Origin of the sequence: Pseudomonas sp. Y5-11, assembly GCF_022368695.1 — a bacterium.
GTDB classification, from domain to species: Bacteria; Pseudomonadota; Gammaproteobacteria; order Pseudomonadales; family Pseudomonadaceae; genus Aquipseudomonas; species Aquipseudomonas parakoreensis.
On the sequence record NZ_CP058974.1, the window covers coordinates 1,642,171 to 1,662,488 of the forward strand.

The 20,318-nt window shown below is 61.9% G+C and carries 19 protein-coding genes; 11 read left to right on the forward strand and 8 right to left on the reverse strand.

Translation table 11 applies throughout. The features are described from left to right. Positions 1–215 precede the first annotated feature (215 nt). Positions 216–2,219, forward strand: coding sequence for a pilus assembly protein TadG-related protein (locus HXW87_RS07225; protein WP_239778659.1), 2,004 nt, complete (start codon positions 216–218; stop codon positions 2,217–2,219). Here HXW87_RS07225 and HXW87_RS07230 read toward each other — a convergent pair. Both HXW87_RS07230 and HXW87_RS07235 read right to left on the reverse strand, forming a co-directional pair. After that, positions 2,216–4,963, reverse strand: coding sequence for a PAS domain-containing sensor histidine kinase (locus tag HXW87_RS07230; RefSeq protein WP_239778660.1), 2,748 nt, complete (start codon positions 4,961–4,963; stop codon positions 2,216–2,218). The two genes, HXW87_RS07225 and HXW87_RS07230, sit on opposite strands and share 4 nt — an antisense overlap. Then, a complete protein-coding gene (locus HXW87_RS07235; protein WP_047291066.1) occupies positions 4,960–5,406 on the reverse strand; it encodes a TadE/TadG family type IV pilus assembly protein in 447 nt (148 codons plus the stop codon). Before HXW87_RS07235 ends, HXW87_RS07230 begins: the two co-directional genes overlap by 4 nt. 76 nt (positions 5,407–5,482) lie before the next feature. Between HXW87_RS07235 and HXW87_RS07240 the strand changes: the two genes are divergently transcribed. Both HXW87_RS07240 and HXW87_RS07245 read left to right on the forward strand, forming a co-directional pair. After that, positions 5,483–5,953, forward strand: a complete 471-nt coding sequence (locus HXW87_RS07240; protein ID WP_239778661.1) for a prepilin peptidase — start codon at positions 5,483–5,485, stop codon at positions 5,951–5,953. A 118-nt stretch (positions 5,954–6,071) separates the two neighbouring features. After that, on the forward strand, positions 6,072–6,857 hold the full coding sequence (locus HXW87_RS07245) for a response regulator transcription factor (protein WP_041068038.1): 786 nt from the start codon (positions 6,072–6,074) through the stop codon (positions 6,855–6,857). Positions 6,858–6,917: 60 nt separating this feature from the next. On the opposite strand, the gene HXW87_RS07250 is transcribed toward HXW87_RS07245, so the two are convergent. The 3 genes from HXW87_RS07250 to HXW87_RS07260 all read right to left on the reverse strand — a co-directional run bounded on the left by HXW87_RS07250 (position 6,918) and on the right by HXW87_RS07260 (position 7,930). Beyond that, positions 6,918–7,325, reverse strand: a complete 408-nt coding sequence (locus HXW87_RS07250; RefSeq protein ID WP_047291068.1) for a response regulator — start codon at positions 7,323–7,325, stop codon at positions 6,918–6,920. 66 nt (positions 7,326–7,391) lie between these two features. Continuing rightward, positions 7,392–7,604, reverse strand: a complete 213-nt coding sequence (locus tag HXW87_RS07255) for a Flp family type IVb pilin (RefSeq protein ID WP_041068032.1) — start codon at positions 7,602–7,604, stop codon at positions 7,392–7,394. A 119-nt stretch (positions 7,605–7,723) separates the two neighbouring features. Continuing rightward, positions 7,724–7,930 carry a Flp family type IVb pilin gene (locus HXW87_RS07260; RefSeq protein WP_047291103.1) on the reverse strand — a complete coding sequence of 69 codons (207 nt, stop codon included), beginning with the start codon at positions 7,928–7,930 and terminating at the stop codon, positions 7,724–7,726. Positions 7,931–8,274: 344 nt separating this feature from the next. Between HXW87_RS07260 and cpaB the strand changes: the two genes are divergently transcribed. Genes cpaB through HXW87_RS07300 form a run of 8 tightly spaced genes read left to right on the forward strand, consistent with a single transcriptional unit; the run spans position 8,275 to position 15,727 of the window. Beyond that, complete coding sequence (gene cpaB, locus HXW87_RS07265; RefSeq protein WP_047291069.1) at positions 8,275–9,207, forward strand: Flp pilus assembly protein CpaB; 933 nt, start codon at positions 8,275–8,277, stop codon at positions 9,205–9,207. A 20-nt stretch (positions 9,208–9,227) separates the two neighbouring features. Next, on the forward strand, positions 9,228–10,451 hold the full coding sequence (locus HXW87_RS07270) for a type II and III secretion system protein family protein (RefSeq protein ID WP_095667633.1): 1,224 nt from the start codon (positions 9,228–9,230) through the stop codon (positions 10,449–10,451). Beyond that, a complete protein-coding gene (locus tag HXW87_RS07275) occupies positions 10,448–11,638 on the forward strand; it encodes a pilus assembly protein (protein ID WP_095667632.1) in 1,191 nt (396 codons plus the stop codon). Before HXW87_RS07270 ends, HXW87_RS07275 begins: the two co-directional genes overlap by 4 nt. After that, positions 11,635–12,903, forward strand: coding sequence for a CpaF family protein (locus tag HXW87_RS07280; protein WP_121183545.1), 1,269 nt, complete (start codon positions 11,635–11,637; stop codon positions 12,901–12,903). The genes HXW87_RS07275 and HXW87_RS07280 overlap by 4 nt, the downstream gene beginning before the upstream one ends. A gap of 18 nt (positions 12,904–12,921) precedes the next feature. Further along, on the forward strand, positions 12,922–13,806 hold the full coding sequence (locus HXW87_RS07285) for a type II secretion system F family protein (RefSeq protein ID WP_239778662.1): 885 nt from the start codon (positions 12,922–12,924) through the stop codon (positions 13,804–13,806). A gap of 1 nt (position 13,807) precedes the next feature. Then, a complete protein-coding gene (locus HXW87_RS07290) occupies positions 13,808–14,692 on the forward strand; it encodes a type II secretion system F family protein (protein WP_239778663.1) in 885 nt (294 codons plus the stop codon). Positions 14,693–14,714: 22 nt separating this feature from the next. Continuing rightward, positions 14,715–15,437 (forward strand): tetratricopeptide repeat protein, encoded by a 723-nt coding sequence (locus HXW87_RS07295; RefSeq protein ID WP_145596273.1) that lies wholly within the window; start codon positions 14,715–14,717, stop codon positions 15,435–15,437. A 17-nt stretch (positions 15,438–15,454) separates the two neighbouring features. Further along, on the forward strand, positions 15,455–15,727 hold the full coding sequence (locus HXW87_RS07300; RefSeq protein WP_041068008.1) for a DUF3613 domain-containing protein: 273 nt from the start codon (positions 15,455–15,457) through the stop codon (positions 15,725–15,727). Between the two features lie 67 nt (positions 15,728–15,794). Here HXW87_RS07300 and HXW87_RS07305 read toward each other — a convergent pair whose 3' ends face one another. From HXW87_RS07305 to HXW87_RS07315, 3 genes are all read right to left on the reverse strand, one after another. After that, a complete protein-coding gene (locus HXW87_RS07305; protein ID WP_239778664.1) occupies positions 15,795–17,465 on the reverse strand; it encodes a POTRA domain-containing protein in 1,671 nt (556 codons plus the stop codon). A 134-nt stretch (positions 17,466–17,599) separates the two neighbouring features. Beyond that, positions 17,600–19,162 carry a collagen-like triple helix repeat-containing protein gene (locus tag HXW87_RS07310; RefSeq protein WP_121183553.1) on the reverse strand — a complete coding sequence of 521 codons (1,563 nt, stop codon included), beginning with the start codon at positions 19,160–19,162 and terminating at the stop codon, positions 17,600–17,602. A gap of 300 nt (positions 19,163–19,462) precedes the next feature. Beyond that, complete coding sequence (locus HXW87_RS07315; protein WP_108181590.1) at positions 19,463–20,317, reverse strand: MaoC/PaaZ C-terminal domain-containing protein; 855 nt, start codon at positions 20,315–20,317, stop codon at positions 19,463–19,465. Position 20,318: the final 1 nt, after the last annotated feature.

Genomic DNA, 20,318 nt, shown 5'->3' on the forward strand with positions numbered 1-20,318 from the left:
TTTTTGCCCCGCCACAAATCTCCCTGTGGGAGCGGGCTTGCTCGCGAAGACGGCGTGTCAGCCACCTCCATGTTGAATGACACAGCGCATTCGCGAGCAGGCGAGGTCTGCAGGGTTTTGTGCAGCACCAAATGGCGCGTTGCCACTAGCGCCGTCTACACTCAATTCCACCATCGGAGGTAGCGCTCGGCAACGTGCCAGCAAAGGAGTGCGCCATGTCGCCTCGTACGCAGTTCAATGGCAAGGCCCGGCAACGCGGGGCGATCGGCTTGATGGCGGCTGCGACCCTCAGTCTGGCGCTGGTGTTGATGCTGTTGGTGGTCGACACCGGTCGGCTGTACATGGAGCAGCGCAAGTTGCAGCGGGTGGTCGACAGTGCGGCGCTGGAGGCCGTCAGTCGCGGCGGCAACTGCCAGTCAGGCCTCAGCGCCGCGACTTACGCCGGGCAAAGCGCCGTGCGCAATGGCTACATCGTCGATGGCAACAACACGCTGGTGACCACTTGCGGCAGCGTACAGACCGCCGCCACCGGACTGCGCGCATTCACTGCCGATGCGACGCAGTCGACGGCGGTGAAAGTCGCTGCCAGCCGCACAGTGACCACCAGTTTTGCCGGTGGGGTACAAGCGCTGTTCACGGGCTCGGCGGTCAGTCTGAACACCACGCTGAATGCTTCGGCTGTCGCCGCCCAGCCGACACCGACGGTTGCGCAACTGAACATCCGCAGCAACCTTGCGAGCATCAACACCGCACAATCGAACATCCTCAATCCGCTGTTCTCCGGGCTGCTCGGCGGCAACGTCAACCTCACGGCACTGGGCTGGGATGGCCTGCTCAATACCGACATCAACCTGCTCAGCTACCTCAACCAACTGGCAATCAACCTCAACGTCGCGGCCGGTAACTACACGCAACTGCTCAACACCCAGGCCACGGTCACCCAACTGATTCAGGCGGCCGCGACGGTGGTGCAGCTCAACGGCGCGACCGCCACGGTGATCACTGCGCTGGGGCAATTGCAGGTTGCGGCGATCAATGCGGCGCCGGTCAAGCTCGGCGACATCCTGCAGTTGCAGACCGGCACGACAGCGGCCGGGCTGGATGCCAACCTGCAACTGCTGCAATTGATTCAGGGCCTGGTGCAACTGGCCAACAGCAAGAGCGCGGTGGCTGCGACCTTGCCGATCAGCGTGCTGGGGCTGGCCAATGTCACGGTGCGGGTCAAGGTGATCGAGCCGCCGCAGTTCTCGGCCATTGGCGATCCGGCGCGGGCCAAGGCCAATCCGTTGGGGCCGGACCGGATTTACGTGCGCACGGCGCAGATTCGCACGCTGCTCTCGGTGAATCTGCCGGTGCTGACCGGGGTGACCGGGTTGACCAGTGCCGTATTGGGGCTGGTCGGAACATTGACCCCGACTCTCAATGCGCTGTTGAGTCTGAATCTGGTGGCGACCCTCAACTCGGTCGGTTGTCTGCTGGGTGCCGGTTGCGAACAGCTTGATCCGCTGCTGTTGCCATCGCCGCAAATCGACATCGCCCTGGATGCCGGTGGGGCGGTCAGCTACGTCACCGATTACAGCTGCCCGGCAGGCCCGGGCACTGCGGGCACGAAAAGTCTGACCGCCCATACCCTCACCTCGATCGCGGACCTCAAGGTCGGCAAGATCGACCCGACCAATGCCTTTTCCTCACTCGCCGAACCGACGGTCACGCCGTTGCCACTGGTCGATCTTGGCACCGTGACCTGCCACAAGATCCTCGGCATTGGCAGTTGCGACGAGAGCACCCACGTGCAGTACGGGGCGGGCGGTATTGCGATCATGGTCAACACCAGTGTCGCGCAAAACGCTCAGGATCTGCTGTATTCCAGCAGTACGCCGTTCGCCACGCCGGCCAACCTCAAACTGCCGCCAAGCGTGATCTCGGCGGCGCCGTCGAGCAATATCGTCAACAGCCTGGCGAACACGTTGGCGGGGATCAATCTGATCGTTTACAAACCGCAGGGCAGCAATCCACTGGGCGCCATCGTCACCGGCGTGGCCAGCCTGATCAGTGATGTCACGGCGATTTTGCAGCCACTGATTACCAACCTCGTCAGCCCGTTGCTCGACCCATTACTCAACAACCTGCTGAAAAGCCTGGGCATCAACCTGATGGACGTCGACGTCGGCGCCAACATGACCTGCGGTCAGACCGGCAAGGCTTATCTGGTGATCTAGACGTCCGGCGCTATCGGCAACTCGATGCAGAAACGTGCGCCCTCCAGCGAGTTGCGCACGCTCAAATGGCCGCCCATGTTTTCAATGATGCCGTAGCTCACCGACAGCCCCAGACCGGTGCCGACGCCCACCGGTTTGGTGGTGAAGAACGGTTCGAAAATCCGCTCCAGCAAACGTGGGTCGATGCCACCACCGTTGTCCTCAACCCACAGCCGCACCTTGCTTTCATCGCGCTCGGCGTAAATCGAAATCCAGGGTTTGAATGACGCCTCCTTCTCGCGTTTGCCGAGCAGCGCGTCGCGGGCATTGACCATCAGGTTGATCAGCACCTGTTCCAGCTGATCGACATAACCGCGCACTTGCACGCTAAAACCGGTTTCGCTGATCCGCAGGTCGACACCTTTGCCGCGCATGCCTTCGGCGAGCAACGACAGCGTCCCTTCGATGGCCGAAGCCGGGTTGAACAGTTGCTGCTCGACCTCCGAGCGGCGACCGAACACGCGCATGTGATCCACCACTTTCGCCGCTCGCTGCACTTGAGCGTCGATGCGATTGAGTTTGTCGGTCAGGTAGTCGATCTGCACATCGCCGTTGCCCAGACGCTTGAGCACGTTGACGATGGCCATGCGCATCACGTTCAGCGGCTGGTTGATTTCGTGGGCCAGGCCGGTGGCCATTTCGCCGAGGGTGGCCATTTTCGCGCTTTGTGTGAGTTGCTGTTGCGAGCGGCGTACCTCGGTGTTGTCGCGGCCCACGGCCTGCACTTCGAGCAGGCGCCCGTGTTCATCGAACACCCCGCGATCGGACCAGACCCACCAGGCATGTTCGCGCCCAGGTAATTGCAGGCTGATTTCGGCGGTGCTCACCGGCAGCTCTGGAGTCAGCAGCGCCAGGCGTTGCACGAAGGCGGCGCGTTGTTCGTCGGACATCCAGCTGCCCAGATCGACCCCCGGCAATTGCTCCGGCGAGCATTCCAGATAAGTCGCCAGCGGCCGGTTGCCGAAGGTCAGGGTCAGATCCGGACGATAACGGCAAATCATCGCCGGCGAGTCTTCCACCAGAATCCGGTAGCGCTCTTCGCTATGTTTGACCTGTTCGGCGGCGAGGGTCGCTTCGGTCACGTCCAGCCACAGGCCGACGGCTTCGACCGGCAGGCCCAGGTCATTGCGCAGCAGCTTGGCTTCATCGAGCAGCCAGTGGTATTCGCCGCGCGCGTCGCGTAAACGAAAGCGCGCGCGCACCGAGCCTTCGCGCAGCAGTTGGCGGGTACGGGCGAAATACAGATCGCGGTCTTCAGGATGAATCAATTGCACCCAGTCAGTGCCAATGCCCTCGTCCGGCGTCCAGCCCAGCAGCGGCTGCAAGCTGGCGCTGAAGAAATCGGGACGTAGCGCGCCCTCGACGTAACGCTGCACATAAATCACCGCTGGCGAACTGGCGATCAGGTTGTCCAGTCGCGCGTGCGCAGCTTCGGCTCGCTGCTGCTGGTTCCGGTTGTCGCTGATGTCGAGCATGAACCCCACCAGGCGCCGCTGTTCACCGCTGCCGGCGACCTGACCTTGCACGCGATACCACAGCGGTGGTTGTCCTGGTTCGCTGCGGTGCAGACGAACGCTCAGGCTCAGGGCTTCGCCGTGCAGTTGCAGGGCGTGCACACGGCTGCGCAGTTCTTCGCGGTCGGCCGGATGAATCAGCCCCAGCCAGTCTTGCAGCGAGATTCGCGCGCTGTCCGCCGGCAGCGCAGCGAGCAGCGACGGCGCCAGCAACACGTCGTCCCCGAGCATTTCCCACCAGCCGGTACCCAGCAGGATTTGCAGCGACTCGAGGCGCTCGGTGTAGTGATGATGTTGCTGATCCCGCAGACGGCTGAGCAGCGGGCCGGCGAGCGCGCCGGTCAGTGACATCCAGTCGCGGTCGCTCAGGTGTGGCGCGACAACGTCCACGGTGTAGAAACCACAGAGCAGCCATGCCGCCACCCCGCGATCATCGCTGTAGGGCACGGCGAAACCATCGGCGTTGCCGAAGATCGCTGCAACGCGCGAGTGTTCGAACAAACCGTGATGCGCGCCGAGACGCTGCGGTGCACTGCCGTTGAGGCTGTCGAGCGGCGTGCCCAGACGCTGGTTGTCCTGCCATAGCATGGGGGCATCGTGGGCGCGATAGTGTTGAAAAATCTGCCAGCCCTGTGCCTGTTCGTCGAGCAGGGCGATGGCCAGGCACGGGATTCGCCAGCGCTGGGCGATGGCCTGCAACTGCTCGCTGAGCACCACCGGCAGGCGCATCAGGCTGCAGGTGCGCAGGTGGTCGCTGATCTGCCCGGCGAGGGCCTGACAGGATTCGCGGTGGCGCGATTGCTGGCGCTCCAGCAGCAGGTCGCCGATGTCCATCAGTTGCAATACCCAGCCCGCCGCCGAAGGCTGCACCCAGCCGCGCAAATGCAGGGTCTGGTCACTGAGTCCGGGGAAATCCAGGTCGAGCATTTGCCCCTGCCAATCCTGCGGCCGGCCTTCGATCGCCAGCGTACTGTGGGCGAGTAAATAGGCCGCCAACGGCAGCGGCGAATCGTGTGGCGGCTGTTGCGCCAACAGATGACGCAACGGCCCGGCCATCTGCAGTACGCCGCCGTCGTGATCCAGGTGCAGGTGCAACCCCTGCGGCGGTGAGCCGAGGTGGTCGGGCAGTTCGCTGGCGGGCGCGGGCGCACGTTTGAGCAGGCGTCCGAACAGATGGTCGCCGGAGGTCAAAATTTCAGGCTCGACGCGGCGGAGAGGGTGGCGGGCAGGCTCGGCACGGCACCCACGCCCGGTAGCACCAGAAACGGAATGACCTGATTGAGCTTGCTGGTGGGGTAATCGACTCTGACCGTCAGCGTACCTTGAGTGGCGTCATACACCGCTGAGGTGTCGACGCCGACCACCAGGTTCAGCGCGGGTGGCACCCACTGCAACTGCTGGGTCAACGCGGTGTTGGCAGTGCTCACCACCACGGAGGCATAACCGGGCGTGTTGGGGTCGACTGCGACGCTGCGGCGCACCGCTTCGGATGTCGCCTCGTTGAAGGTCTGCATCAATACAAACGGCAGGCTGTAACTGACCAGCGCGTAGAACACGGCGAAAAAAATCACGAATACCAGGGCGAATTCGATCGCCACTGCGCCTGCCTGTGATTTTGCGAAGCCGGTTTTCATGACTGCGTCTACCCTGACGTTCACTGCGTAGTATCAGCATAGAATCAATCAGCAAAATCGGACGGGATTTAACCGGATGCAGAGTTTCGTTCTCCTGATCTGGCTGGCCGTGTGCGCCGTCCAGGATGCCCGACAACGGCGTATCGCCAATGCACTGACATTCGGCGCGGGAGCACTGGCGCTGATCTATCTGCTGGTGACTGGCACGACCTGGCTCGGTGCCGAAGCGCAGCAGGGACTGTGGGCGGGCGTGATCGCTCTGGTGTTGACCCTGCCGGGGTACTCCATGGGGCGCATGGGGGCCGGCGATGTGAAACTAATGACAGCCATGGGCCTTGCGACGAACGGTTTATTCATTCTTTGTGCGTTTATCGGCGCCGGCGTCGCCAGTCTGCTCTGGCTGCTTGTTGCGCCAAGAGTCTGGCTTCATATGAGTCAACGACTTAGAGAACATCTTCGATATATAGAGCCTGGAGTGTCAAAGAAGCTGCCATTTGCACCGTTCGTGCTGCTGGGCGTACTGGCTTCGATTCATTGGATCCATTAGTCGCCAGGTGCCACTAGTTCTATGTACATAGTCGGAAAGTGCGTCTACTTTCAAATGAAGTCGTTACATTGCCAAAGTGCAGAAAAAGTCAGCTTTGGCCCGAGCAATGGAGTGGTTCGTGAACAAGCTTACGTCGGCGGTAAAAGTGCTCGTGGTCGATGATCAGCCGTTGATCGTCGAAGAGTTGTGCGAGTTTCTCGAAAGCAGCGGGTACCGCTGTGTGCCGTGTGAATCCAGTGCGCAGGCGATCGAGCGTTTCAGCGAAGACGCGGAAATCGGCCTGGTGCTGAGCGATCTGCACATGCCGGACATGGACGGCATTCAGCTGGTGCAGGAACTGCAACGAATCTGCGGCAAACACCGGGTGTTCGAAGCGATCATGCTCACCGGCCGCGCCGATAAACAGGACGTGATCAAGGCCCTGCGCGCGGGGATCGCCGATTACTATCAGAAGCCGATCGAGCTGGATGAACTGCTCGAAGGCGTGAAGCGTCAGGAAGCGGCCCTGCAAGAGCGGCACAAGAATGTGCAGTTGGGCCACCTTAACCAGAAGCTGCAGTTTCTCTCGGAATCCATCGACGATCTCTACCAGGACCTGGACAAGGTCCGGCGCAACCCGGCGGCGGTGGTCAAAGACATGCTCGGTGGCGACAGCGCCGAAGCCGAGCAGGAGATTCCGGCGATCTTCAATCAGTTGTCGCCACGGCAACTGGATGTGGCGCGGCTGGTGGGCAAAGGGCAGACCAACTATCAGATTGCCTGCGAGTTGGGCATCACTGAAAACACTGTGAAACTGTACGTTTCGCAGGTATTGCGCCTGACCCACATGCACAACCGCACACAGTTGGCATTGGCGCTGTCGCCCAGTGCTTCGGCCGCCCGTCAGCGTGTAACCGCACACTGATCGCGATTGCCTGCCTTCCACGGGCAGGCAGTCAATTCTTCCAAAAACACTTCAAGAGAATTACCCGACCTGCGTCTTCGGTTTAGGGAACAGATTGTCCAACGTTTCCAGCAGCCGCACGTGGTAGATCGGCTTGCGAAACAGGTCCAGAACCTGCAGGCGCAGCATGTCGCTGACGTCCTCCATATCGGCATGTCCGGAGGTCACGATCACCGGCAGATGCTGGCGCGACGTGTGCTCGCGCAGGCGCTTGATCAGCGACATGCCGGACTCCTCCGGCATACGCAGATCGGTGATAACCAAGGCAATATCCGGATGGCGGGTGAGGTGATGCAGGGCGAGTTTCACCGACGTCGCGGTGTGGCAGACAAAGCCCTCGCCCTCCAGTAGCTCGGCCAGCTCAAGCAACGCGTCCTCTTCGTCGTCAACCAGAAGCAACTGTTGGCGGGGGAGTGAGGAAGCAGTCATGGGCAGTCCCTGAAAAGCTGAAAGTGCAATCGAGTGTAGCGCGACATTCGCTGGACGCGACTCACATCAGGGGGTTTGCACCGGAGCGGTCTGCGCGGTGCCGCCGAGGGATACCAGGACGCTATTGAAAATCGCAAAGATTTTCGCGCCCAGTGGTGTGATGAACACCACCACAACGACCGCTACCATCGCCACCACGATGGCGTACTCAATGGCGGATGCAGCCTCTGTACTTGCCAGAAACGACCTCAGGCGCAATATCAGATATTCGAGGATCATTGACATTCTCCTTCGTAACGGCGGGTGATCGGACTTGTGAAACCCGAAGATTTGCCAGTGTCTGAGCGCTGCTGCTGGTCAGCATGGACCCGGACACTGGACGACGGGAGGGATGTTGATCAAGGCGTCGTTCTGACCTGTGCCGTGCCACCGAGCTTGGTCAGCACCACGTTGAAAATGGCCAGCACCTTGTCGCCGATGGGCGTCACAAACACCACGACCACCACCGCCACCATTGCCACCACGATCGCGTATTCGATGGCCGACGCACCTTCTTCACTTCTGCACAGCAGCCTGGCCCTGGCCAGTAGATAGTCGATGATCATCCGAAACATACGTCCACTCCTTCGCGCCTCTGGCGCCGATCCAACGCTACAGCGGCATGCTTTCACCGTGCTATCAGAGCATTGTCAACAAACCCCCGGTCAACAACTGTAAGAACGGATTAATCACAAAGGATTAACCGGATTGTTAATTGAGCCAATCCCTACAGTTAATTGGCCATGACTCATACTTTAGTGAGTTATTTTCCTGTCACTAATGGCGTTTTGGCTCGTATCAGCTAGCTTGGAAATAGCGAAATCGTTGCATGTTCATAGCTGCCTGATCGCGAAAAATTCTCTCGGCAGGAAGTACAGGCTGTCGGTGCAGCAGGAAAGGGAGAGCCGTCATGAACAGTCGCGTCACCATGGGCCTTGCAGCCGTGCTGCTGTTGGGCGCAATCATCGTCGGTTACTGGGGCCTGGTGCTCAGTCGGCAACCGGCTCCGGTTGCCCAGGTGCCTGCCGCTGCTCCCGTCGTGGTGGAAAAAACCGTCGCCGCCGCCGAAGATCAGACCCGTCAGCCCGTGGTCGTGTTGTTGCACGATGTTCCGCCGTTCACTCCGCTGACCGCTGCCGATGTGACCGTGGAAAAATTGCGCAATGCGCCAGCCGGCAGCCTTGCCAGTGTTGATCAGGCAGTGGGTCGTACCCCGTGGCGGCATTTGAGCGCCGGCACCTGGCTCAACGATGAAAGCTTCGAGGCGGGTGGCTCACTGGCGCGGATGATCCACAGCGACGAGCGCGCTCTGACGGTGGCCGTGGATGAAGTGATCGGCGCTGCCGGGCAACTGCTCCCCGGCGACTATGTCGATGTGCTGCTCTACCTGCGCCAGGACGCGAGCAATCTGCAGCAGTCGGCGCAAATCGTCGTACCGGCCATGCGCGTGCTTGGCGTGGGTGAACAATACGGCCTGACCAACGACGGCCAGCCCGCCAATCCGGCCCTCAGCGCCGACGACAAACTCAAACAGGATCAACGCCGGATCGCTGCGCGCACCGTGGTCCTGGCCGTACCTGAACAATTGCTCAGCCGGATGATGCTCGCCACCCAGGTCGGCACCTTGCGTCTGGCCGTGCGCAGCAGCGAAGAGCAGCGGCTGGCGAAATACTGGGCCGGTGAACAGCAGGCGCCGGCGCACCTGGATAACGCCAACAGCCAACTCTTCCAGTTCACGCAACTGGCCTTGGGCGCCGCGCCGAAAGCGCCGTCCTCAGGTGGTCATGAACGCAAGCCGATGGAAGTGATCCGCGGTAATCAGGTTTCCCAACAAGCCCCATGACTGAGCAAGGATCCACGTGCATGCAGAGTCGATTCAGGCCGTTATTAAAACCGGTAGTCCCGGCCTTGATACTGATGGGACTGACGATGAACGCGGCCATCGCGGCCACCGGCAATTGCTCGGCGCTCGGTCGCATGCCTGCGGTGATCGAGATCGGCGAAGGGTTCCAGCAGGACATCCAGTCGCCCGTGGCAATCACCCGGGTGGCCATCGGTGATCCGAAGATCGCTGATGTGCATGACACCGGCAGCGCTTCTTTTTTGCTCACTGGCGTGGCCCCCGGCGCCACCAGCCTGATGGTCTGGACCGCGTGCTCCAGTGAGCCGCGTCAGAGCATGGTGTTCGTGCAAGGCAGCGCCACGGCGGCGTTGACCAGCACCAGCAGACTGCCTTCCGATGACCCGACGCTGCCTTCGCAAGTGCAGACCGACATTCGCTTCGTCGAAGTCAGCCGCACCAAACTCAAGGAAGCCACGGCCTCTTTGATCGGCGTGCGCGGCAATTTTCTGTTTGGCTCGCCCGGCACGCTGCCCGATGTCGGTGGTGTGCCGACACCGAAGTTGCCGGTGAATAATGGCCAGTTCAATTTTTCCTGGATCGGCGGCAAGACCATGGCGATCATCAATGCGCTGGAAGGCAGCGGTTTTGCCTACACCCTCGCGCGGCCGAGTCTGGTCGCGCTGAGCGGGCAGAGCGCAAGCTTTCTGGCCGGTGGCGAAATCCCGATTCCGGTGCCCAGTTCCGGCAGCGATACGGTGACCATCGAGTACAAGGAGTTCGGCATCCGCCTGACCCTGACGCCGACCGTGATCGACCGCAATCGCGTGGCGCTGAAGGTCGCGCCGGAAGTCAGCGAACTGGATTACGCCAACGCCATCAATATCGCCGGCACCCCGGTGCCGGCCCTGACCGTACGCCGTACCGATACCAGCGTATCGCTGGCCGACGGCGAAAGTTTCGTCATCAGTGGCTTGATCAGCACCAGCAACACCTCGCAAGTGAACAAGTTTCCGGGGCTGGGTGATATCCCGGTGCTCGGCGCGTTTTTCCGTGATTCGCAGATCAAGCGCGAGGAGCGCGAACTGCTGATGATCGTCACCCCGCACCTGGTGCAGCCATTGGCGGCCGATGCGCAGCTGCCGTCGCTGCCGGGCGAAAAATTGCGCAACTACGACCCGAATTTCTACCGCATGTTCTTCCTCGAAAACGGCAACTTCGACAAGCGCAGTGGGTTGTCCCAATGAACCAGAACCTGAGCCAGACCTTTCTTGCGATCACCCGTAACAGCACCGATCTGGAGTGGCTGCAAGGCGCTCTCGCGCCGCTGGGCCAGGTGGTCAGCGCCGGGGCCGGGAGCCTGGACGAGTTGCTGGCGCTGGTCGATGTCACCTTCGCCAGCCTGGTGTTCGTCGGCCTCGACCGTGATCACGTGGTGGCGCAGAGTGCGTTGATCGAAGGTGCGCTGGAAGCCAAACCCATGCTCGCCATCGTTGCTCTGGGTGATGGCATGGACAACCAGCTGGTGCTCAATGCGATGCGTGCCGGCGCCCGGGATTTCGTCGCGTACGGTTCGCGGGCCAGTGAGGTCGCCGGGCTGGTGCGGCGCCTGAACAAACGCCTGCCACCGGTGACCACCAACACCCAACTGGGTGGCCTCACCGTGTTGTTTGGCACCCAGAGCAATTCCGACGGAGCGCTGCTGGCCAATCACATGGCGCTGGTGGTGCAAAAGAGCGGTCAGCAAACCTTGCTGCTGGATCTGGGCCTGCCCCGGGGCGACAGCCTGGCGCTGCTCGGGCTCGAGAGTTCGTTCCACTTCGGCGATGCCTTGCGTCACTTGCGCAGGCTCGACGCGACACTGATCGACAGTGCCTTCACCAGCGCTGAAGCGGGGCTGCGGATTCTGGCGTATGCCAGCAGCGACGAGCCGCTGGACAGCACCAGTGCCGCCGAGCTGTACATGTTGCTCAGCGCCTTGCGTCAACACTTCCAGCACATCGTCGTGAACCTCACCGGGCAGTCCGACAGTGAAGCCTTGCGCACGTTTGTCAGCCATTGCGACAAGCTGATCTGGTACACCGATCAGAACGTGCTCAACTGCCGTCGCAACCTTGCCGTGCTCAACCAGTGGCGCGAGAAAGGCATGAAACTCGACCACGCACGCTTGCTGGTGGACGGTTACTTGAGCAGCGTCGCCCCGGACGCCGAAACCCTTGGCAAGACCTTCAACCTGGAGGTGATCGCGGTGTTGGCAGCCAACGCCGAAGTGCGCTTGAACGCCAAGAACCAGGGCGTCAGCCTGTTCGAACTGGCCCCGCGGGAAAAACTCACACAGAGCCTGCGCACCCTCGGCGAACGTCTGGCCAAGCGCTCCGAAGGCCTGGCCAAACCCAAGGTCACCTGGTTCGACCGCTTGCGAGGCACCTCATGAGCGCGGAAAAACTGTTCGGCGCGGTGCAGCACGGCGCGACCGGCAACACCGATCACGAAGGCCTGAAGCTGGTCCTGCATCGCTACATCATTGACGCCATCGAAGAGTCGGGGAAGAACCTGCTGGAAGGCTCGCGCCAGTTGCTGGCGCAATTTGTCACCGACAAGGTCGCCGAATACATCGCCCGTCTGCACCTGGCGATTTCCCGCTACGAGATGGAGCGCCTGGCCGAAGAAATCGTCGATGAACTCACCGGTTTCGGCCCGCTGGAAGTGCTGCTGCGCGATCCGTCGGTGACCGAGATTCTGGTCAACGGCCCGCACCGGGTGTTCATCGAGCGCGACGGCGTGCTGCATCAAAGTGACCTGCGCTTTATCGATGCGCATCACGTCGAGCGGGTCATGCAACGGATTCTCGCGCCGCTCGGGCGACGCCTCGACGAGTCCTCGCCGATGGTCGATGCACGCCTGCCGGATGGCAGTCGGGTCAACGCGATCATCCCGCCGATCGCTCTCGATGGCCCGTGCCTGTCGATTCGCAAGTTTCGCAAGGACATGCTCAAGAGCAGTGACCTGATGGCGATGCAGACCATCGATCTGGCGATTTTCGAGTTTCTTCAAGAGGCGGTGGGCAAGCGCTGCAACGTGCTCATCAGCGGCGGTACCGGCACCGGCAAGACCACGCTGCTGAACATCCTCAGCCAATTGATCAACCCCCACGAACGTCTGGTGACCATCGAAGACGTGGCCGAATTGCAGCTTGGCCACCCGCATGTCGTGCGCCTGGAAACCCGCCCGCCAAATGCCGAGGGTCACGGTGAAGTCAAGGCCAGCGACCTGATTCGCAACGCCCTGCGCATGCGTCCCGACCGGATCATCCTCGGCGAGATTCGTGGGGTCGAAGTGGTCGATGTACTGACCGCGATGAACACCGGCCACGACGGCTCGATGAGCACCGTGCACGCCAACAATGCGCAGGATGCGCTGCTGCGCCTGGAGACGCTGGTGGGGCTGACCGGGCGCTCGATCGCCGAGCGTACCCTGCGCCAGATGATCTGCGCCGCCCTCGACGTGATCATCCAGCTGACCCGCATGCCGGACGGCCGCCGTTGTGTCAGTGAGGTGGTGGAAGTGGTCGGCATCCGCGAAGACATCTATGTCACCAACACCTTGTTTCGCCTTGATCGGCGTACCGGTTTCGGCTTCCTGCGCGAAGCGGTCAATCCGGCGGGCGACAAGTTGCGCCACGAGATGAACCTGAGCTGAGAGCATGGGACGCACATCATGATCGGACCGGCCATTCTCATCCTGCTTTGTCTGATTCTGCTCGGACTGTCGATCTGGCTGTTCGTGCACGGCATCCACAAGAGCGGCAACGAACGGGTGCTCAATCGCCTCGCGGCGGGGCAGCCACAACTCGTTGCCCAGAAACCGGTGTGGGTCGGGTTCGAACGCATGTTCCTGCGTGCGGGGCTGGGCCGTCCCAACGAACGTTTCGGCCTGTGGCTGACCTTGTGGGGCGTGGCCATTGCCCTCGGGTATCTGCTGGCGAGCTGGATCGGTCTGCTGACGATGCTGTTGGCACCGCCGCTGATTCTGCGTCTGTACATGTCCTGGCGGTACCACCGGCGGATCAAACGCATGATCGAGCAGTTACCGCAGTTGCTCGACTACACCGTGCGCAGTCTCAAGTCCGGCCGCACCCTGAGTGACGCGGTCATGGGCGGCATCGAGTCGAGTGACGATCCGCTGAAAGAAGCCATGGGCCGGGTGCAACGCAACGTGCAACTGGGCGTCAATCTGCCGGATGCGGTCAGTGACTTTGCCGAGCTTTATGAACAGGACGAATTGCGCATGTTCGCCCTCGGCCTGAAGGTCAATCATCGCTATGGCGGCAATGCCAGCGAGTTACTGGAGAACCTGATCAAGCTGATCCGCGAGCGTGACCAAGGTGCCCGGCAACTGCGCGCGCTCACCGGCGAAACGCGTATGACGGCCTGGGTGCTGGGTTCGCTGCCGGTGATCCTGGTGGGCTACTTCATGCTGACCAACCCCGGCTACATGCTTGGCATGTGGCACGACGGCGGTGGGCGGACCATGTTGATCATCGCCGTGGTGTTGCAAGTGACCGGCTGCCTGGCGCTGTGGCGCATGTTGCGGAGTGTTTGACATGGTCTATCTCGCCGCTCTGATGCTGCTGCTCGGCGCACTGTTGCTGGTGGTCAATCACTTGCTGACGGAGCGGCGTCGGGTGCGCCAGGTCAACCAGCGGTTGCAGGGGCATCTGGTGCGTGAGAGCCGTTTCGGCAACTGGCTGCGAGCGCTGGGCAACAGCAAGTTCGGCCAGCGTTCGGTGAGCATCGACAGTGAAACCCAGACCCTGCTCAGCCGCCTCGGCTGGCGCCGCGCCAGTGAGCGTTCGCTGTACGCCGCGTGCCAGATCGGCACGCCGCTGCTGGTTTTGGGGCTGGCGATCTTTCTGCAGGAAGTGTTTTTCCCCCACGCCGCCAACCGCTGGATCGTGCCGATGCTCGCCACCGGTGCCGGTTACCTGTTGCCCAAGCGCTTGCTGGCTTACGCCGCCGGGCGTCGGCAGAAAACCATCGCCGTGGAAATCTCCACGTTCATCCCGTTGCTGCGCATCCTGTTCGAGTCGGGCATGGCGGTCGAACAGGCCCTGCGCGTGCTCAGCAGCGAAGGGCAGAAACTGCTGCCGGAACTGACCCGCGAACTGCGCCTGATTCTGGCCCGGGTCGACTCGGGACTGGAATTGGGGCAGGAGCTGAACAAGGCCTCGGTGATGCTCGCCGTCGATGAGTTCACCGACACCTGCGTGATCCTGCAACAGCTGATTCAGCAGGGCGGCGGGGCGATGAAATCGTTGCTGGCGCTCAAACAATTGCTCGACGACCGGCGCCTGACCCGACTGCAGGAATACATCTCGAAGATGTCGGCGAAGATGTCGGTGGTGATGATGCTGTTTCTGTTTCCTGCCTTGCTGATCGTACTGGCCGGCCCGGGGTTCACCGCGATTACCCGGGCGTTTGCAAACTGACGTGGGCTCATGGAGAGCGTTGATGAAAGCACTGATTGTCGTGGCAAGTCTGTTGATGCTCGGTGGCTGTGCCACTGACGGCCAGGCACCGTGGTCGGCAATGCTGGCGCCGAGCAGTTGCAGCAAGCTCGACTCCGAACAGGAACTGGCCCTGAACCTGGCGGATGATCTGGCCAACGACGGCAAGCTGCACGCCAGTCTGGCCAACCTGCAAAGCCTGCCCGACAACCTGGTCGAGGTGCGCTTGCGCAAGGCCAGGGTTTACCGCTTGCTCGGGCGCAACGAGGCTGAGCCGCTGTATCGCGGCCTGCTCGGCACGTGCCTGACGGCGGACGCCGAACATGGTCTGGGGCAGATTTATGCCGCCCGTGGCGATAACGGTCAGGCCCAGGCGCACCTGCAGCGCGCGGTGCGTCTGGCGCCAACCAATGACAAGATCCGCAACGACCTGGGCGTGGTCTACCTCAACCAGTTGCGTCTTGAAGACGCGCGCTTCGAATTCCTTACCGCTATTGAACTCAAGCAGAACGATCAACTGGCTCCGCTGAATCTGGTGACCTTGCTGCTGTACCAGAACAACTGGCAGCAAGCCGCCGAAATCGTCAGCCGCGCGCACCTGACGCCGGAGCAATTCTCCGAAGCCCGGGCCCGTGCGGAAAAACTCAAGGTGCCGGCCAAGGCCCCGACCGCGGCCGGTAATCAAGTGGCGGTGGTGGCTGACCCACAACCGTCGACGCTCAAGTGACATTGCGGGAGATCACCATGAACACCGTGCACCGCCTAAGCTGCCTGATACTGCTCAGCCTGCCGCTGGCAGCCCAGGCGATCGACGCCGGCCCGGCCTCGGCGCAGCAACAGGAAACCGAAGGCTGGCTGGTACTGCAAAGCCGTAACCAGGCGGCCTCGACGAAACCGCAAACCGCCACGGCGGCCGAGCGGGAACAGGCGATGCAGCGCTGGCTGAAGAAGTACAAGTATGAGATTCCGGACTTCTACGACCCGGACGCGGGCGGCAAGATCGAGACCAAGAACTAGGTTGCTGGCGAGGCTCAATCCATTGCGTCATCGCCGCTAAAGCGGCGTTGACGCAATGGCTGAAGGTCTACAACTGATAGCTGAAGCTGATGCTGTAGCGCGCCCGCCGATTGAACGTATCCAGCGCCTCATCGGACATCGGCTTGGCGGCCTCCAATGCAATGTTGTAGTACTTGGCATCGCCAAAACGCAGCCCCACTGCCGCCGATGACAGGTCGTTGCTCTGTACCGCGAGCTTGTTGAACCAGGTTTTCGAACGGTCCAGCACCACGTACGGCTGCAGGATGCGCACCCAGTTGCCGTCGCGGTTGAAGCTGTAGTTGACCTCGTAGGCCGCACCCCAGCCCTTGTCGCCCGACGCCTGATCGTCCGGGTAGCCACGGCCGAAGTTCTGTCCGCCAAACACGGCGCGTTCGCTGTCGGGCAGGGTGTCATCGCTCCAGTACAACGCGGCCGACAACACGCCTTGCCAGTTGTCGAAGAACTTGTCGCTCTGCACGCCGGAGAGGCGCAGGCGCAGGAAGTTCAGGTCCAGTGCCGGGTTGTTGGAATGTGCGCCCATGCTGTCCAGCCCCTGATACAAGCCACCACTGAGAATCCGCAGTTGGCGGGCATCGGTCTTGCGCCAGTCGCTCTCGAACGCGAGGGCACGCACGTTGGTGCGCTCTTCGATGCTGAGCGGATAGCCGACCACGTTGTAGCGGTTTTTGTCATCCACTGCATACAGCCGTGCACCGGCGTTGAGCAGCTCGTTGGAGGCCGCAATGAACGGGTGGCTGACACCGATGGAGTAACGGTCGTCTTCCTTGTGCGGTTTGAGTTCGAAGCCATCGCTGGTGAGCACATTGGTGCCCGGATCGGCCCGGTAGCGTGAGGCAAACAGGCTCAGTTGCGTGCCTTCGCTGTTGAGGAACTGGTTGTAGTCCAGTCGGTAGTAATGCTCGTGATCATCCCCCGGCGGAAACAGCCCGCTGAGGGTCAATTGCTCGCCCATGGCGGTCTGCGAGTTGCTGCTGACCCCGAGCAACGCCTGGGTGCCATTGCGGTTGTCTTCGGTGGTGCTCAGGGTGCTGGTGAACGGTTTGCGGCTGGCCTGGGCCACCAGTGTTGTTGCGCCGTCGGTGGTGCCGGGCGGCGGCACTTGAGCCTGCACCGTCACGCCGGGAATGCGGGTCATCAACGTGGTATAGCGCTCGAAGGTCTTGCGGGTCAGCGGCCGTTCAGCCTGGATTTTCGCTGCCAGCTTGTCGAGCAGACCTTTGACCCGGCCGACGCCGCCCTGCATCTGGATGTCCCTGACGTAGCCTTCCACCAACACCACCCGCGCGACTCCATCGTCGAATTTTTGTTGGGGCAAGAACGCGTAGGACAGCAGATAACCGTCCTGTTGGTAGCGGCGGGTAATGGTGCGGGTGGCTTCGATCAGGTCGGCGAGGCTGGTCGGGTGACCGATCAGGGGTTTATAGATCTCGGCCAGTTCGCTGAGTGGATAGATCGTCCCGCCTTCAATCTGGACCGTCTTCAGGGAGATTCTGGTTTCCATCATCAGCGGCTGGGCACTGGCCGCGCCGGGTTCCGGTACTTGCACCGGAGTAGTGGCCGGGCGATAGGCATCGGCCGGCAGGTTCGGCACGGGCAGGTTACGGGTGGTTTCGTTGCTGTTGAGAAAACTGGGCAGGGTGTCGGCGAGGGCGGCGGAACTGAGACTGAGGAACAGTAGGGATGCCATTACGCGCATAGGACACTCCATGGTCAGATCACAGCGTTGGGCTGAATTTTTCCTAAGAAAAAAGCGGAAGACTCGTGGGAATCTTCCGCCCTCAACCAAGCGTAGGCGCTGTAGGTGAGGCCGTCGAATCGGCCAGGTGCAATTTAGCGTTTGTTGCCTCCAAGCGTGCCGGTCAGGCCACCGAGTACACCGCCCAGGCCACCGGTTGCGGTGCCGCCGGTGCTGGTGCCACCGTTGAGCAGGCCGCCGACTGCACCAACGGTAGCGCCGACGTTGCTGACCACACCACCGACGGCGGTCGTGACCGGGTTGTTGGTGGACGCGAGGGTGGCGCCAACTGTGCTGACTGCGCCGCCGACCTGACCGGTGAGACCGGCGACCGGCGCGCCCAGACCTGTGGCGGCGCCGACTTGTTGAGTGACGCTGGTGACCGCACTGGTGACTGGGTTCAGCCCTGCGCCGACGGTAGCGCCGACGGTGGCCAGTGGCGAGGTGGTGGCGGTGATCGGCGTGCCCGAGCCACCGAGTACGGTGTTGAGCGAGGCGATGGTGTTGCCCAGTCCGCCAGCCGTGACGCCGCCGGCGCTGACCACGCCGTTGGTGCTGCCGGCATTCAGACCGGCACCCACATTGACCACGGCGCCGCCTACGGTTTGCAGCAGGCCGGTACCGCCCAGGCCGCCACCGAGGCCGCCGCCCAAGCCACCACCGGAAGCGGTGCCATTGTCGACCAGCCCGCCGGCTTTGCCGACCGTGGTGCCAACGTTGGTCAGGGCGCCGCCAACGGTGTTGGTCAGGGCATTGCCGCTGCCGGCACCGGTAACTTGACCGCCCAGGCCTTTGACTGCGCCACCAACCTGGCCGAGGACACCGTTGAGCGGAGCACCGAGGCCGGTCGCATCACCTACTTTGTCGGTGGTGCTTTCCACCATCGCAATCACCGGCACCAGACCGTTACCGACGCTCTTGGTCACTGAACCGAGCGGGCCTGTGGTGGTGGCCAGGCTCAATGTGTCGCCGAGCATGGTGACTTTCTCGCCGACGCCATCAAGCACCGGTGCCACTTTGGTCACCACGCCACCGACGACTGGAACGCTGCCGGTGGCGGTCGCCAGTTTGCCGCTCAGGTCCGAGACGCCGGTACCGACATCTGAAACCACGCCGCCGACCGAGGCTGCGGTGACGCCCAGGCCATTATCGACCGTACCCAGTTTGCCGATACCGTTGGCCACGCCGTCACCCAAAGTGCTGACCACATTGCCAGCGGTGTTGGCCGCGCTTTGCACGACGCCACCGACCACGGGAACCGTGCTGAGTGAATCGCCGACCTGGCCGACGCCGTCGCCGACGCCTGCGACGGTATTGCCGACATCCTGCACCAGGGTGGTGGTCACCAACGGGGTGGTGGTCGGGTTGGTCGGGTTGGTTGGGTCCGTAGGGTCGGTCGGGTTGGTTGGGTTGGTCGGATCTGTCGGGTTGGTCGTGCCGGTACCGCCAGTGCCGCCAGTACCGCCTGTGCCAGCGGTATCGGTGCCGCCAGTGCTGCCGGAGCCGCCGGTGCCGCCAGTGCCCGATGTCGCGCTGTCAGGCGAAGAGCTGCCGGAACTGCTGTGATGGCCGCCACCGCCGCTGCTGCAGCCCGCGAGGCCAAGGGAGAGGATCAATGCCAGAGCTGTTGCCGATTTGCACCACACTTGAGTTTTCATGATTGAGATTCCTTGCACCTGTAACAACATTCGTCGTTTTCGATGGCTCACCCGTCTGTCGCCGGTGATGCCTCGTCCGTGGTGTCAATCTCGATCGCGTCGCGGCTTGCCGCCATTCTCAAGTTGGTATTAACGCCTTTATATATAAGGCGCCACGCAGTGCCTAAGGACTAATACCCAGGATATAAACGCGCAAAAAAAAGCCTTGAAAATCAAGGCTGGGAGTTTTCCAGGGCACCGCGTGAAGGGCGGGAAAACTTAAGTGATATATACACAATTTACAGGTTGCCCGGGGTGGAATCAGGCAACCGGTTGCCACTGACCAACCATATGCTCCAGATCGCCAGCACCGATCAGGCGTAATTCGCCACTCGACCCTGCCGCACTCGCCAGCAACGAAACCTCACTGGGCAAACGCACCGGTTTGCGAAAGTGCACGACGATTTCCAGGTTGGCTTTTGGCAAGTGATCGGCCAGTGCCGCAAGGGTTCGTGCCTTGTTCCACAAACCGTGAGCAATCGCCGTGGGAAAACCGAACAGCCTGGCACTGGCGGCGCTCAGGTGAATCGGGTTGTAGTCGCCCGAGACCTTGGCGTACTGCCGACCGATATCGGCCGGCGCTTTCCACTGCGCCACCTGGGTCAGGGCCTGCGCAGGTTCCCACTGTTGTTCGACCGGTTCGCCGTCGAGTTTCACCCCGCGACAAAGCATCTGGCTTTCGGCTTCCCACAGCGGCCCGAGTTGATCATCGAGGGTGGTCAACACATCGAAGGTTGCCCCTTTGGGATGCGGCTGCAGGTTGTGCACGCGGACGCTGACTTGTGCGCGACTGATTCCGCCCATCGGCCGCCATACACGGATGCGGTTGCTCAGATGAATCAACCCCAGCAGCGGGAACGGAAAATCCTTCTGCGTGAGCAATTGCATTTGCAGGGCGAATGCGAGGATGTGTGGATAAGTCGGCGGCAGCAGGCCGTCATCGGCAAAGCCGCAGACCTTGCGATAAGCCGCCAGCTTCTGGCCGTCGACATCGATCCAGCAGCGCAAGCCGCTGTCGGGCAGTCGGGTGCCGGTGATCTTGCGCCGGGTCGCGGCCCGCGCATACAGACCAGGCAGGCTCGGTTCGCGGTCGAGGGTGTGCCATTCAATGCTCATG

Excerpts from the sequence above, each read along its gene's own strand:
- HXW87_RS07225 (WP_239778659.1), top strand. The coding sequence starts at position 216 with ATGTCGCCTCGTACGCAGTTCAATGGCAAGGCCCGGCAACGCGGGGCG.
- HXW87_RS07235 (WP_047291066.1), bottom strand. The coding sequence starts at position 5,406 with ATGAAAACCGGCTTCGCAAAATCACAGGCAGGCGCAGTGGCGATCGAA.
- HXW87_RS07240 (WP_239778661.1), top strand. The coding sequence starts at position 5,483 with ATGCAGAGTTTCGTTCTCCTGATCTGGCTGGCCGTGTGCGCCGTCCAG.
- HXW87_RS07250 (WP_047291068.1), bottom strand. The coding sequence starts at position 7,325 with ATGACTGCTTCCTCACTCCCCCGCCAACAGTTGCTTCTGGTTGACGAC.
- HXW87_RS07255 (WP_041068032.1), bottom strand. The coding sequence starts at position 7,604 with ATGATCCTCGAATATCTGATATTGCGCCTGAGGTCGTTTCTGGCAAGT.
- HXW87_RS07260 (WP_047291103.1), bottom strand. The coding sequence starts at position 7,930 with ATGATCATCGACTATCTACTGGCCAGGGCCAGGCTGCTGTGCAGAAGT.
- cpaB (WP_047291069.1), top strand. The coding sequence starts at position 8,275 with ATGAACAGTCGCGTCACCATGGGCCTTGCAGCCGTGCTGCTGTTGGGC.
- HXW87_RS07270 (WP_095667633.1), top strand. The coding sequence starts at position 9,228 with ATGCAGAGTCGATTCAGGCCGTTATTAAAACCGGTAGTCCCGGCCTTG.
- HXW87_RS07275 (WP_095667632.1), top strand. The coding sequence starts at position 10,448 with ATGAACCAGAACCTGAGCCAGACCTTTCTTGCGATCACCCGTAACAGC.
- HXW87_RS07280 (WP_121183545.1), top strand. The coding sequence starts at position 11,635 with ATGAGCGCGGAAAAACTGTTCGGCGCGGTGCAGCACGGCGCGACCGGC.
- HXW87_RS07285 (WP_239778662.1), top strand. The coding sequence starts at position 12,922 with ATGATCGGACCGGCCATTCTCATCCTGCTTTGTCTGATTCTGCTCGGA.
- HXW87_RS07290 (WP_239778663.1), top strand. The coding sequence starts at position 13,808 with ATGGTCTATCTCGCCGCTCTGATGCTGCTGCTCGGCGCACTGTTGCTG.
- HXW87_RS07295 (WP_145596273.1), top strand. The coding sequence starts at position 14,715 with ATGAAAGCACTGATTGTCGTGGCAAGTCTGTTGATGCTCGGTGGCTGT.
- HXW87_RS07300 (WP_041068008.1), top strand. The coding sequence starts at position 15,455 with ATGAACACCGTGCACCGCCTAAGCTGCCTGATACTGCTCAGCCTGCCG.
- HXW87_RS07305 (WP_239778664.1), bottom strand. The coding sequence starts at position 17,465 with ATGCGCGTAATGGCATCCCTACTGTTCCTCAGTCTCAGTTCCGCCGCC.
- HXW87_RS07310 (WP_121183553.1), bottom strand. The coding sequence starts at position 19,162 with ATGAAAACTCAAGTGTGGTGCAAATCGGCAACAGCTCTGGCATTGATC.
- HXW87_RS07315 (WP_108181590.1), bottom strand. The coding sequence starts at position 20,317 with ATGAGCATTGAATGGCACACCCTCGACCGCGAACCGAGCCTGCCTGGT.